General features: G+C 69.7%; 12 protein-coding genes. 9 read left to right on the top strand and 3 right to left on the bottom strand.

The annotated features are described in order from the left end of the window. Nucleotides 1-241 precede the first annotated feature (241 nt). Nucleotides 242-2,050, bottom strand: a complete 1,809-nt coding sequence (gene recQ / locus ACFWY5_RS20525; protein WP_379608991.1) for a DNA helicase RecQ — start codon at nt 2,048-2,050, stop codon at nt 242-244. 53 nt (nt 2,051-2,103) lie between these two features. Beyond that, entirely contained in the window at nt 2,104-3,249 is a 1,146-nt protein-coding gene (locus ACFWY5_RS20520; RefSeq protein WP_379633598.1) for an MFS transporter, read from the bottom strand. Between the two features lie 97 nt (nt 3,250-3,346). Here ACFWY5_RS20520 and ACFWY5_RS20515 point away from each other — a divergent pair, with 97 nt between their 5' ends. Together ACFWY5_RS20515 and ACFWY5_RS20510 are read left to right on the top strand one after the other, a co-directional pair. Then, nucleotides 3,347-4,057 (top strand): SDR family NAD(P)-dependent oxidoreductase, encoded by a 711-nt coding sequence (locus ACFWY5_RS20515; protein WP_379633596.1) that lies wholly within the window; start codon nt 3,347-3,349, stop codon nt 4,055-4,057. Nucleotides 4,058-4,085: 28 nt separating this feature from the next. Continuing rightward, nucleotides 4,086-4,361, top strand: coding sequence for a type B 50S ribosomal protein L31 (locus tag ACFWY5_RS20510; protein WP_379608993.1), 276 nt, complete (start codon nt 4,086-4,088; stop codon nt 4,359-4,361). A 10-nt stretch (nt 4,362-4,371) separates the two neighbouring features. On the opposite strand, the gene ACFWY5_RS20505 is transcribed toward ACFWY5_RS20510, so the two are convergent. Beyond that, nucleotides 4,372-5,283, bottom strand: coding sequence for a sugar kinase (locus ACFWY5_RS20505; protein WP_379633594.1), 912 nt, complete (start codon nt 5,281-5,283; stop codon nt 4,372-4,374). 175 nt (nt 5,284-5,458) lie between these two features. Between ACFWY5_RS20505 and ACFWY5_RS20500 the strand changes: the two genes are divergently transcribed. The 7 genes from ACFWY5_RS20500 to ACFWY5_RS20470 all read left to right on the top strand — a co-directional run bounded on the left by ACFWY5_RS20500 (nt 5,459) and on the right by ACFWY5_RS20470 (nt 11,487). After that, a complete protein-coding gene (locus ACFWY5_RS20500) occupies nt 5,459-6,184 on the top strand; it encodes a hypothetical protein (protein ID WP_379608995.1) in 726 nt (241 codons plus the stop codon). Between the two features lie 86 nt (nt 6,185-6,270). Beyond that, a complete protein-coding gene (locus ACFWY5_RS20495; protein ID WP_379608996.1) occupies nt 6,271-6,963 on the top strand; it encodes a maleylpyruvate isomerase family mycothiol-dependent enzyme in 693 nt (230 codons plus the stop codon). A gap of 13 nt (nt 6,964-6,976) precedes the next feature. Beyond that, a complete protein-coding gene (locus ACFWY5_RS20490; protein WP_379608997.1) occupies nt 6,977-7,207 on the top strand; it encodes a DUF6343 family protein in 231 nt (76 codons plus the stop codon). Between the two features lie 67 nt (nt 7,208-7,274). Continuing rightward, entirely contained in the window at nt 7,275-8,258 is a 984-nt protein-coding gene (locus tag ACFWY5_RS20485) for a LacI family DNA-binding transcriptional regulator (RefSeq protein ID WP_379608998.1), read from the top strand. A gap of 99 nt (nt 8,259-8,357) precedes the next feature. Then, nucleotides 8,358-9,704: an extracellular solute-binding protein gene (locus ACFWY5_RS20480; RefSeq protein WP_379608999.1), complete on the top strand. Its 1,347-nt coding sequence runs from the start codon at nt 8,358-8,360 to the stop codon at nt 9,702-9,704. Further along, nucleotides 9,704-10,633 carry a carbohydrate ABC transporter permease gene (locus tag ACFWY5_RS20475; RefSeq protein WP_379633592.1) on the top strand — a complete coding sequence of 310 codons (930 nt, stop codon included), beginning with the start codon at nt 9,704-9,706 and terminating at the stop codon, nt 10,631-10,633. The genes ACFWY5_RS20480 and ACFWY5_RS20475 overlap by 1 nt, the downstream gene beginning before the upstream one ends. Then, complete coding sequence (locus ACFWY5_RS20470; RefSeq protein WP_379633590.1) at nt 10,630-11,487, top strand: carbohydrate ABC transporter permease; 858 nt, start codon at nt 10,630-10,632, stop codon at nt 11,485-11,487. The genes ACFWY5_RS20475 and ACFWY5_RS20470 overlap by 4 nt, the downstream gene beginning before the upstream one ends.

Genomic DNA, 11,487 nt, shown 5'->3' with positions numbered 1-11,487 from the left:
CCGGGGGGGGGGGCCGCCCCCCCCCCCCCCCGCCCCACCCGGCGGCGGGGGGGGGGGGGGGGGCCCCGGGGGGGGGGGGGGGGGGGGGCGGCCCCCCCCCCCCTGTCACTGCCCGAGCCCTTGGCGCGTAGCGCCCCCCGCGCGAGGACCATGCCCGTGGGCCGGGGGTGCGGGGGCTCGCCCCCGCTGTCACAGCCTGAGCCCCTTGGCGCGTAGCGCCCCCCGCGCGAGGACCATGCCCTTAGGAGTGGAGGGTTTCGAGGACCTGGGGGCCGAACTTGGCGAGTTTGTTCTCGCCCACCCCACTGACCGTCCCCAGCTCCGGCAGCGTCGTCGGGTTGCGGGTGGCGATCTCGCGGAGTGTCGCGTCGTGGAAGATGACGTAGGCCGGAACCCCCGTCTCCTTCGCCGTGGCGGCACGCCACGCCCGCAGCCGTTCGAACCGGGGAGCCGCCTCCGGCGTCAGGTCCACCACCTCGCGGGACTTCGAGGAGCCACCACCCGAGCGGGACGGCGTGCGCGGCTTGAGGTCGCGGCGCAGGTTGACCTTCTGCTGGCCGCGCAGCACCCCCGCGCTCTCGTCGGTCAGCACCAGGGCTCCGTAGGCGGGTTCGACGGCCAGGATGCCCTGGGCGAGGAGCTGGCGGACGACTCCGTGCCACTCCGGTCCGGTCAGTTCGGTGCCGATGCCGAAGACGGTGAGCGTGTCGTGGCCGAACTGCTCGACCTTCGCCGTCTTCTTGCCCAGCAGGATGTCCACCGCCTGCCCCACGCCGAACTTCTGCCCGCGCTCCCTGGCCAGCCGCAGCACCGTGGACAGGACCTTCTGGGCGGGCACGGTGGCGTCCCAGGTCTCCGGCGGGGTCTGGCAGGTGTCGCAGTTGCCGCAGGGGGCGGTGCCCTTTTCGCCGAAGTAGTCGAGGAGCATGACGCGGCGGCAGGTCACGGTCTCGCAGAGGGCGAGCATGGCGTCCAGGTGGAGCGCCTGGCGGCGGCGGTGGGCCTCGTCGCCCTCCAGTGCCAGGCGGCGGTGCTGGACGACGTCCTGCAGGCCGTAGGCCATCCACGCGGTCGCGGGCTGGCCGTCGCGGCCGGCCCGGCCGGTCTCCTGGTAGTAGCCCTCCAGGGATTTCGGGAGGTCCAGGTGGGCGACGAAGCGGACGTCGGGTTTGTCGATGCCCATGCCGAACGCGATCGTGGCCACCACGGTCAGGCCCTCCTCGCGCAGGAAACGCGACTGGTGCAGGGCGCGGGTGCGGGTGTCGAGGCCCGCGTGGTAGGGGATGGCGGCGATGCCGTGGTCGGAGAGGTGCTCGGCGATCTTCTCCGCCGAGGAGCGCGACAGGCAGTAGACGATGCCGGCGTCGTCGGGGTGCTCGGTGCGGATGAAGTCGAGGAGCTGCCGCTTGGGCTCGCTCTTGGCGGTGATGCGGTACTGGATGTTGGGCCGGTCGAAGCTGGCCACGAAATGCCGGGCCTGCTCCAGGCCGAGGCGGGCCGAGATCTCGGCGTGGGTCTCCGGGGTGGCGGTCGCGGTCAGGGCGATGCGGGGGATGTCGGGCCAGCGCTCGTGGAGGCCGGAGAGCATGAGGTAGTCGGGGCGGAAGTCGTGGCCCCACTGGGAGACGCAGTGGGCCTCGTCGATCGCGAACAGGGCGACCTCGCCCTTCTCCAGCAGGCGCAGCGTCGAGTCGACGCGCAGGCGCTCGGGGGCCAGGTAGAGGAGGTCGAGCTCGCCCGCCACGAAGGCGCTCTCCACCCGCTGGCGCTCGTCGAAGTCCTGGGTGGAGTTGAGGAAGCCCGCGCGGACGCCCAGCGCGGTCAGCGCGTCGACCTGGTCCTGCATCAGCGCGATCAGCGGGGAGATCACCACACCCACGCCCGGGCGGACCAGGGCGGGGATCTGGTAGCACAGCGACTTGCCGCCGCCGGTCGGCATCAGGACGAGCGCGTCGCCGCCCGCGACCACGTGCTCGATGATCTCCTGCTGGCCTGGCCGGAAGGAGTCGTAGCCGAAGACGCGGTGCAGGACCTCCAGGGGCGTATCCATGCGGCTACCTTACGTGGCGAGGGGAGACGGGTCAGGGCGTTCGCCCACGGCGATCAGGCCGACAGGCCCCGTGAGACAAGGCGATCGTAGGCGATCAGGCCGACAGTCCCGGTGAGACAACAGGCGGCGACCGCGATCATGGCCACGGGGAAGCCCATCAGCGCCGCGATCGGGGGTGCCACGGCCTTGGCGACGGTGATCGGCAGGGCCAGGGCGCCGCTGATGGAGGCGTAGGCGGCGGTGCCGTACCTCTCGGCCAGGAGAGCGGGGCGGGCGATGGTGGCGACGCCGAAGCCCAGCCCGAACAGGACCACCGCGCCGATCGCCCCGGCCACGCTGCGGCCGGCGATCGGCAGCAGCAGCGCCGCGCCGCCCTGCAGCGCGAAGACGGCGGCGGCCACGGGCGCGACCCGGAAACGGCTCTGCAGGCCGGTCGTGACCACGCGGCCGGTCACCGAGAGCACCCCGAGCAGGCCCGCGACCGCGGCGGCGAAGACGGGGGAGTGGCCGAGCGTGATCAGGTACGTGACCAGCAGGATGCCCATGACCGACACCGCGCCGGTCTGCGCCAGGAAGGCGAGCGCCAGCAGCCAGAACGGCCGTTCGCGCAGGGCCGCGCCGACCGCCGCGCGCGAGGACGGCGGGCGTCCGGCCGCGCGCCTCCTCACGGTCAGCCAATGCAGGGGTACGGCCAGCAGCCCGTACCCCACCGCCAGGACGACCAGGGCGGTACGCCAGCCGTACCGCTCGACGAGCAGGCCCGTGACCGGCAGGAAGATGCTGGACGCGAACCCCGCGACGATCGTGACGGCCAGCAGCGCCCGCGGCCGCCGCGCCGCGTCGAACCAGGCGACGATCACCGCGAACGCCGCCTCGTACAGCACCATCGCCGACGCGACCCCGAGCACCGCGCAGACGAGATAGAGCTGAACGAGGTGCTGCACCTGTGACCAGGCGAGCAGCGCGCCCGCGCCCAGGGCGGAGCCGAGCGTCATCAGCCCGCGTCCGCCGCGCCGGTCGAGCCAGCCGCCGATCAGCGGCGCCACCAGCCCGGACAGCAGGATGGACAGCGTAAGCGCCCCGGTGAGCTGCGGCACGCCCGCACGAAGCTCCCGCGACATCGGCATGATAAAAACCGAAAAAGCGTAATAAAGCACGCCGAAGCCAGCGGTCTGCGTGATCGCCAGAGCGGCGACCATCCGCATCCCCTGCGGAGGAGACCCACGCCGATCCTCCACGATCACACCCAAGACCCTTCCCCCGAACAATCACGCTATGTGGTGATATGCATCACCTATGGGCTATGTCGTCACAGGAGGCAGCAAGGGCATCGGGCGCGCCATCGCCGAACGCCTGCCCGGCACCGTCGTCGTCATCGACAGGGAACCCCCCGAAGGGCACGACGACCGTGTGATCCCGGTGCTCGGCGACGCCGCCGACGAGCAGGTGGCGCGCGAGGCGGCCCGCCTGGCGGCCCCGCTGACCGGCTGGGTCAACAACGCGGCAGTCTTCGGCGACGCCTCCCTCCACGACGCCCCCGTCGAGCACGTGCGCCGCCTGATCGCCGCCAACCTCGACCTCGCCGTCGTCGGCTGCGCCGTCGCCGTCCAGACCTTCCTCCGATCCGGTACGGCGGGCGCCATCGTCAACCTCACCTCCCACCAGGCCACCAGGGCGGTGCCCGGCGCCCTCCCTTACGCCACGGCCAAAGCCGCCATCGAGGGCCTGACCAGATCCCTGGCCGTCGAGTACGGCAGGCACGGCATCCGGGTCAACGCCGTGGCCCCGGGCTCGGTGGCCACCGGCCGCTACGACCAGATGGCCACGCCGGAGATCGAGCGCGAGATGGCCCGCCTCCACCCGGTGGGCAGGGTGGCCAGGGCGGATGAGATCGCCGCCGTCGTGGCGTTCCTGCTGTCGAAGGAGTCGTCGTTCGTCAGCGGCGCGACGGTCCCGGTGGACGGCGGCAGGACCGTGCTCGGATTCGACCCCGAAGCCAGGGAATGAAAACCATTGCCACCTGGTTGAGGCGGCCATGAAGAAGAACCTGCACCCCGAGTACCGGCCGGTCGTCTTCCGCGACAAGAGCCTTCGCGACAAGAGCCTTCGCGACAAGAGTGCGGACTACGCCTTCCTCACCCGATCGACCAGGTCGAGCGCCCAGACGATCGAGTGGACGGACGGCCGCGTCTACCCGGTGGTGGACGTGGACGTCTCCTCCGCCAGCCACCCCTACTACACCGGCCGCGGCCGAGTCCTGGACACCGCGGGCAGGGTCGAGCGCTTCAGGCAGCGCTATGGCGGCAAGTAAGGGTGACCGTTCAGCCCGCGCCAGCCTGGGCCGTACCCGCGCCGAACCGCGGCAGGTCGGCGCGGGCCGGTAGCGTCTGCCACTCGCTGGCGCCGGTCGTGGCCGCCGCGCTGAGCATGCTGCCGCGCGCCAGGCGCTCGGGCGGGGTGAGCCCGTCCAGGGCGGCGGAGATGTAGCCGGCCGCGAACGCCTCCTCCGACCCGGCCACGTCCACGACCGGCACCTGCGTGCGCGGCACGTCGTAGCGCATCCGGTCGGCGCGCACGCTGAAGCCCTTCGTGCCCCGGCTGACCACCACCTCGCGCTCGGGCGTGAGCGCGGGCTTGACCAGGTCGAGTTCGTCCTGGTCGACGAAGAGCAGGTGGGACGCGCGGGCCAGCTCGCTCAGGACTTCCTCCGCCTCGCGTACCGACGGCCACAGCGAGGGCCGGTAGGTGACGGCGAAGGAGATCAGGGCGTCGGCGTTGCGCGCGGCGGTGACCGCGATGCGTACTGCCTCCAGGCAGTCGCGGCCGAGCGCCGCGGTGGTCCCGGTGATGTGGAGCAGCCGCGCGGCCCCGATCCTGTCGATCGGGACGTTGCCCGGCGACAGGCGGGTTCCGGCGGAACCGCCGTGGTAGTAGGAGGTCAGGCCGGGGTATCCGACCCGCGACTCCTTCAGCAGCAGCCCCGTTGTGGCGCTGTCGTCCACCCGGGTGTCGGCGATGTCCACGCTCTCTCCGCGCAGCACGGAAAGGGCTCGCGCGCCGAGCTCGTCGGCGCCCACCTTGCCGAGGAAGGCCACCCGGTGCCCGAGCCGCGACAGGCCTATGGCCAGGGAGAACTCCGGCCCGCACAGGTCGAGCCTGGCCTCGTTGTCGTGGCGGACCCGGCCGCTGGAGACGACACCCATGACGGCGCCCAGGGTGTAGACATCGGTCATGGAGCCTGACTGTAGCCGCACATAACGGATTTCTGCGCTTTACCCCTGGTCGGGACCGTGATCAAATATTTCTCGTAACTTTAGACAACCTTTTCCACTCCCGGTGCCTCAAAGTAGTAGAGGAGCTGGCTATCCCGAGCCGGCTCCAGAGAACGGGGAGAGGATTAGCACCCTCATGAAGAAGATCGCAGTAGGCGCCATCTCCGCCATGGTCGGCGGCGCGATGCTGCTGACCGGTGGCGCCGCTTCCGCTCAGCAGAAGACGTCATCCGTAGACATCCAGAGCATTTCGCCGAACCCGGTCGTCGTCCCCAAGGGCGGCGAGGAGGACGCGTTCATCAGGGTCAACGCTTCTTCGGACGTTGACAAGGTCGTCGTGAAGGTCCAGCCCGAGGGCGACAGCTTCCGCACTCTCAGCGAGAAGACCGTCACCCAGCACAGCTGGCGCTTCGCGGTGTCGTTCGACAGCAACGACCCTGAGGGCAAGTGGAGCGCCATCGCGGAGGCGTGGAAGAACGGCAAGAAGGTCGCCGAGGACAAGGCGTACTTCTCCGTCGACATCGAGGACGCGGGCAAGGCCGACACCCGGATCACCCGGTTCAACGCCGACCCGTACAAGGTCCGCAAGGGCAAGTACATCCACTACACCGGTCGCCTCCAGGTCAACGACGACGGCTGGGAGGGTGCTCGCGGCGAGAAGGTGAACATCTACTACCGCGCCAACGGCTACAGCACCTGGAAGTGGGTCGCCTCCGGCAAGACCGGGTGGGGCGGCAAGTTCTACGCCAAGTCGCGTGCCTGGAAGTCCGGCACGTTCAAGGCCGTCTTCAACGGCAGTGACGAGCTCAACGGCTCCGAGAGCCGTCGTGACTACGTGCGTGTCGTCCGCTGGCACCACTAAGCACTGAGCACCATCTGAGAGCCCGGTCCCGCGAGGGGCCGGGCTCTCGCATGTTCACGACGGCCTCAGCGAGGTAGCTAAAGGGTATGGAGCTGCTGAAAGACTTCGACCCGTTCGACATCTTCGACGCCGAGGCGGCGCGCCTGGACGCGTTCTTCTCCGGCCTCGACGCCGCCGGGTGGGACCGGCCCTCGCGCTGCGCCGGATGGTCGGTGCGCGACGTGCTCGGCCACCTCGCCGGGGAGGAGCTGTACAACCACGCCGCCCTCGACGGCACCGTGCAGCAGCTCATGACCCGCCTGGCGGGCGAGGGCGTCACCGGCTTCAACGACTTCAACGAGTGGTGTGTACGGCAGCGCCGCGCCGTACCCTTGACCGAGGTCCTGGCCGAATGGCGGGAGAAGAACGGCGAGACCCGCGCCCGCATGCGCGCCCTCGGCCGGGACGCGACGCTCGACACCCTCGCCGGCCCCTACCCCGTCGGCGACCAGACCTTCCACTACGACTCCGAGTACGCGACCCACGCCGACGACGTCGGCGCGCCCGTCACGGAGGCGGAGGTCGAGGGCAGGACGCTCTGGCGGGTCGCGGTGGGCCGCTTCGCCCTGGAGGAGCAGGACGCGAAGATCCAGGTCGAGCAGCCGGCCGACCACATCTGGGTGAACGCCGACGGCCACGAGGCCACCCTGTCCTATCCCGAGTTCGTCAACGCGACCGTGGGCCGTCCCGACGAGCGGACCGACCCGCGGATCGCCGGGGCACTGAGGTGCCTGGCCTGAGAGGAGGCCGATCATGTGGTTGCGCAACCGCGAGGGCACGGAGCCGCTGAGCGCGCGCAGCCCGGTGCGCGCCCGCCGGATCCTGTCGGTGGTCGCGCTGGTCGTGGGCGCTGCACTGGCGATCTTCTGCCTGCTGCGCGCGATGAGCACCGGCGAGGAGGTCTGGCTCTGGGAGGCGGCGATCGCCGGGTTCGTGGCCGTGGTGGCCGCGGCCGACCTCCTGGTGCTGCGCCACCGCCGCTAGGACGACATCTACGTAAGTGAGCGCAAGTCAGTGTAAATTCTTGCGTGAATAGTCGTATGATTTGCGCATGACGCGACGACTGGCAGAGGTGGCCAAGAAGGTCGGAGTGAGCGAGGCGACGGTCAGTCGCGTGCTCAACGGCAAGCCCGGGGTGTCGGATGCCACGCGGGAGGCGGTGCTGACCGCCCTCGACGTCCTCGGCTACGAGCGGCCGAGCCAGCTGCGCGGCGACCGGGCCAGGCTCGTCGGCCTGGTCCTGCCCGAGCTGCAGAACCCGATCTTCCCCGCCTTCGCCGAGGTCGTCGGCGGGGCGCTGGCGCAGCAGGGGTTCACGCCGGTGCTGTGCACCAGGACGGTCGGCGGGGTGACCGAGGCCGAGTACGTCGATCTGCTGCTGCAACAGCAGGTCAGCGGCGTGGTCTTCGCCGGCGGCCTGTACGCGCAGGCCGACGCCGCGCACGGGCACTACGAGCTGATCCTGGAGCGCAAGCTGCCCACCGTGCTGGTCAACGCCGCCGTCGAGCACCTGGGGTTCCCGCAGGTCTCCTGCGACGACACGGTGGCCGCCGAGATGTCGCTGGCCCACCTGCGCGCGCTGGGCCACGAGCGCATCGGCATGGTCCTCGGCCCCGCCGACCACATGCCCTCGCGGCGCAAGCTGGCCGTGTTCCTGTCGAGCGGCGGCGATCCCGAACTGGTCGAGCAGACGATGTTCTCGCTGGAGGGCGGGCACGCCGCCGCCGCCAGGCTGGTCAGGCGGGAGGTGACCGGCATCGTGTGCGCCAGCGACCTGCTGGCGCTTGGCGCGGTCCGCGCGGCCAGGCGGGCCGGGCTGTCGGTGCCCGAGCACGTCTCGGTCATCGGCTACGACGACTCCGCGCTCATGAACTGCACCGATCCGCCCCTCACCACGGTCCGCCAGCCGATCGACGCGATGGGCAGGGCGGCCGTCGACCTGCTGGTCGCGCAGATCGGCAAGGCCGCCGTGCCGGCCGACGAATTGCTGTTCGAGCCCGAGCTCGTGGTGAGGTCGTCGACCGCCCGCGCCTAATCGTTATCTTGCGTATATCTGTCGAGTTATTGCAGCCTTCTGTCCGCGAACCTATCGTGTGGGCCACACCACAGGGATCGCACCAGAAGGGTCAGATCCATGCAGAGCAATCGCAGAGCCCTGGCACTGCTCCTCATCGCGGGGCTTGCGGCACCAACGGCATGTGGCACGTCCACACCCGCCTCGAAGACCGAGGGCGGCAAGGTGACGATCAAGGTGGCGTGCCAGCCGGCCAAGAGCGACCCGCGCAACCGCAAGGTCTGGGACGACGACGTCGCCGCCTTCCAGAAAGCGCATCCGGACGTCACGGTCGTGAGCACGGACCAGCAGCCGTGCTTCGACCCCAAGACGTTCGGCCCCAAACTGGCCGGCGGCCAGGTGGAGACCGTCTTCCGGGTACCGGTGACCAACACCCAGGACGTGATCGCCAAGGGCCAGGCGCTCGACATCTCCGGCCTCACCGGTGAGGTGAAGAACTTCGCCGACTTCTCGCCCGCCACCATGACCCCCTACAGCGCGGGCGGGAAGGTCTACGGCATCCCGACCAGCACCTACAGCGTCGGCCTCGTCTACAACCGCAAGCTGTTCACCCAGGCGGGACTCGACCCGAACACCCCGCCCAAGACCTGGGCCGAGGTCCGCGAGGCGGCCAAGAAGATCGCCGGGATCGGCGCCGGTTACGTCGGCTACGGCGAGTACAGCGGCGGCAACACCGGCGGCTGGCACTTCAACCAGGCCATCTACGGCCGCGGCGGCGAAATGGTGACGCCCGACGGCAGGCAGGCGGCCTTCAACAGCCCCGAGGGCAAGGCCGTTCTGCAGTTCCTCAAGGACCTGCGCTGGAGCGACAACAGCATGGGCACCAAGCTGCTGGTCGGCTGGGAGTCGCTGATGCAGGCCATGGGCAGCGGCAAGACCGGCATGATGCTCGGCGCCCCCGACGTCGTGCCCGACCTGGTCAACAAGTTCGGCGGGCAGATCGCCGACTACGGCATCGCCCCGTTCCCCGAGGCCAAGGCCTCGCTGAGCGGCGGCGAAGGCTTCATGATCAACCCGAAGGCCACGCCGGAGGAGGCGAAGGCCGGACTGCAATGGATCGACTTCTACTGGACCACGCCGGGTCAGGGCGCCTTCAACTACGAGCGGGCGAAGACGATCGGCAACCCGGTCGGACTGCCCAACAACTCGCTGTTCGGCGACTCGCCGTCCGGCAAGAAGATCGCCGACCTGCAGAAGCAGCACGCCACGCTGCCGGTGGAGAACTTCTCGCCCTTCGTCGAGGGTTCTGCGGCGGTGCCGCCGAAGCTGGAGCCGCCGAAGGCGCAGGAGCTCTACGCCATCCTGGACGTGGCCATGTCCGCGGTGCTCAGCCGTAAGGACGCCGACGTGGACAAGCTGCTCACCGACGCGGAGAGCAAGGCCAACGCCGTCCTGGCCAAGAGCTGATGCTGATCGCGGATGCCGGGACGCGGCGGCGGGCACGCGTGCCGTCGCGGCTCGGCCGTTCCATCCGGCGCAACCTGACCGCCTACGGGTTCCTGTGCGCGGCGCTGGCGTGCTTCGCGGTGTTCGCGTGGTACCCGATGGTGCGCACGTTCATCCTGAGCTTCCAGCAGACCAACCTGATCGACGCGCCGACCTGGGTCGGGCTGGACAACTTCCGCACGGTGGCCGACGACCCGGCCTTCGGCGAGGCGTGGCTCAACACGCTGGAGTTCACCGTCCTGGCACTGCTGTGCGGGTACGTGGTGCCGTTCGCGATCGCGATCGTGCTCAACGAACTGCGGCACGCGCGGGCGTACCTGCGCTTCGTGGTCTACCTGCCGGTCATGCTGCCGCCGATCGTGTCGGTGCTGATGTTCCGGTGGTTCTTCGACCCGGGGCCCGGCCTGTTCAACCAGATCCTGGACGTGGCCGGCATCCCTCCGCTGGCCTGGCTCGACTCCACCAGCACCGCGCTGATCTCGCTGGTGATCGTCTCGACCTGGATGAACCTGGGCAGCGGCACGCTCATCTACCTGGCCGCGCTGCAGAACATCCCCGGCGAGCTGTACGAGGCGGCCGAGCTCGACGGCGCCGGGGTCTGGCGGCGTATCCGCCACGTCACGATCCCGCAGACGAAGCTGATCCTGCTGCTCATGCTGATGCTGCAGATCGTCGCCACGATGCAGGTGTTCATCGAGCCGTTCATGCTCACGCTCGGCGGACCGGAGAACGCCACGCTCACCGTCGCCTACCTCATGTACCAGTACGCCTTCGTCTACGGCGGCAACTACGGCGCGGGCGGCGCGCTGGGCCTCATGCTCATGCTCGTGCTCGTGCTGCTGGCCTTCGCCGCCGTGCAGTTGCGGCTGAACCGCCAGGACCGCCCATGACCCGGACGATCATCTCTCCGTTGCAGCTCGGCTCCCGCTGGGGCAGGCGCGTCTACTGGCTGGTGCTGGTGACCGTGCTGGTCACCTTCACCCTCGCCTTCGTCTTCCCGCTCTACTGGATGATCACCGGGGCGATGAAGACGGGCGAGGAGATCGCCCAGATGCCGCCCACGTTCTTCCCGGCCAACCCGAGCCTGGACGCCTTCCTGGAGGCGTGGGAGCTGTTCGACATCGGCACGCTCCTGCGCAACACCGGCGTCTACGCGCTCGGCGCCTGGGCCTTCACCATGGTCATCGACGTCACCGCCGCGTTCGCGCTGTCGAAGCTGCGGCCGATGTTCGGCGGCTTCATCCTCGGCGCGATGCTGGCCACGCTGATGATCCCGCCGATGGTGGTGCTCATCCCGCTGTACGTCACCGTCGTCGACCTGGGCCTGCTCAACACGCCCTGGGCCATCTGGTTCCCGGCGGCGGTCAACGGGTTCAACATCTTCCTGCTCAAACGGTTCTTCGACTCGATCCCGCGTGAACTGCTGGAGGCCGCCGAGATCGACGGGGCAGGCGCGGCGCGCGTGCTCTGGTCGGTGGTGCTGCCCGTCTCGCGGCCCATCCTCGGCGTCGTCTCCATCTTCACCGTGGTCAACGTCTTCAGGGACTTCGTCTACCCGTTCCTCGTCCTGTCCGACAGCGACAAGATGACGATCTCCGTCGGCCTGTCCCAGACGGCCGGCCAGGTGACCCAGAACGCGATCATGGGCGGCCTGGTGATCGCCAGCATCCCGACCGTCATCGTGTTCTTCCTTTTCCAGCGGCACATCATGGCGGGCCTCACCGCCGGAAGCATCAAGGGGTAA

Source organism: Nonomuraea sp. NPDC059007 (assembly GCF_042740555.1).
Taxonomy (GTDB): domain Bacteria; phylum Actinomycetota; class Actinomycetes; order Streptosporangiales; family Streptosporangiaceae; genus Nonomuraea.
This window is presented reverse-complemented; position numbering and strand designations above follow the sequence as displayed.

Bases quoted from the DNA above. Each gene is read 5' to 3' on its own strand.
- recQ (WP_379608991.1), bottom strand. From the start codon at position 2,050: ATGGATACGCCCCTGGAGGTCCTGCACCGCGTCTTCGGCTACGACTCC.
- ACFWY5_RS20520 (WP_379633598.1), bottom strand. From the start codon at position 3,249: ATGGTCGCCGCTCTGGCGATCACGCAGACCGCTGGCTTCGGCGTGCTT.
- ACFWY5_RS20515 (WP_379633596.1), top strand. From the start codon at position 3,347: ATGGGCTATGTCGTCACAGGAGGCAGCAAGGGCATCGGGCGCGCCATC.
- ACFWY5_RS20510 (WP_379608993.1), top strand. From the start codon at position 4,086: ATGAAGAAGAACCTGCACCCCGAGTACCGGCCGGTCGTCTTCCGCGAC.
- ACFWY5_RS20505 (WP_379633594.1), bottom strand. From the start codon at position 5,283: ATGACCGATGTCTACACCCTGGGCGCCGTCATGGGTGTCGTCTCCAGC.
- ACFWY5_RS20500 (WP_379608995.1), top strand. From the start codon at position 5,459: ATGAAGAAGATCGCAGTAGGCGCCATCTCCGCCATGGTCGGCGGCGCG.
- ACFWY5_RS20495 (WP_379608996.1), top strand. From the start codon at position 6,271: ATGGAGCTGCTGAAAGACTTCGACCCGTTCGACATCTTCGACGCCGAG.
- ACFWY5_RS20490 (WP_379608997.1), top strand. From the start codon at position 6,977: ATGTGGTTGCGCAACCGCGAGGGCACGGAGCCGCTGAGCGCGCGCAGC.
- ACFWY5_RS20485 (WP_379608998.1), top strand. From the start codon at position 7,275: ATGACGCGACGACTGGCAGAGGTGGCCAAGAAGGTCGGAGTGAGCGAG.
- ACFWY5_RS20480 (WP_379608999.1), top strand. From the start codon at position 8,358: ATGCAGAGCAATCGCAGAGCCCTGGCACTGCTCCTCATCGCGGGGCTT.
- ACFWY5_RS20475 (WP_379633592.1), top strand. From the start codon at position 9,704: ATGCTGATCGCGGATGCCGGGACGCGGCGGCGGGCACGCGTGCCGTCG.
- ACFWY5_RS20470 (WP_379633590.1), top strand. From the start codon at position 10,630: ATGACCCGGACGATCATCTCTCCGTTGCAGCTCGGCTCCCGCTGGGGC.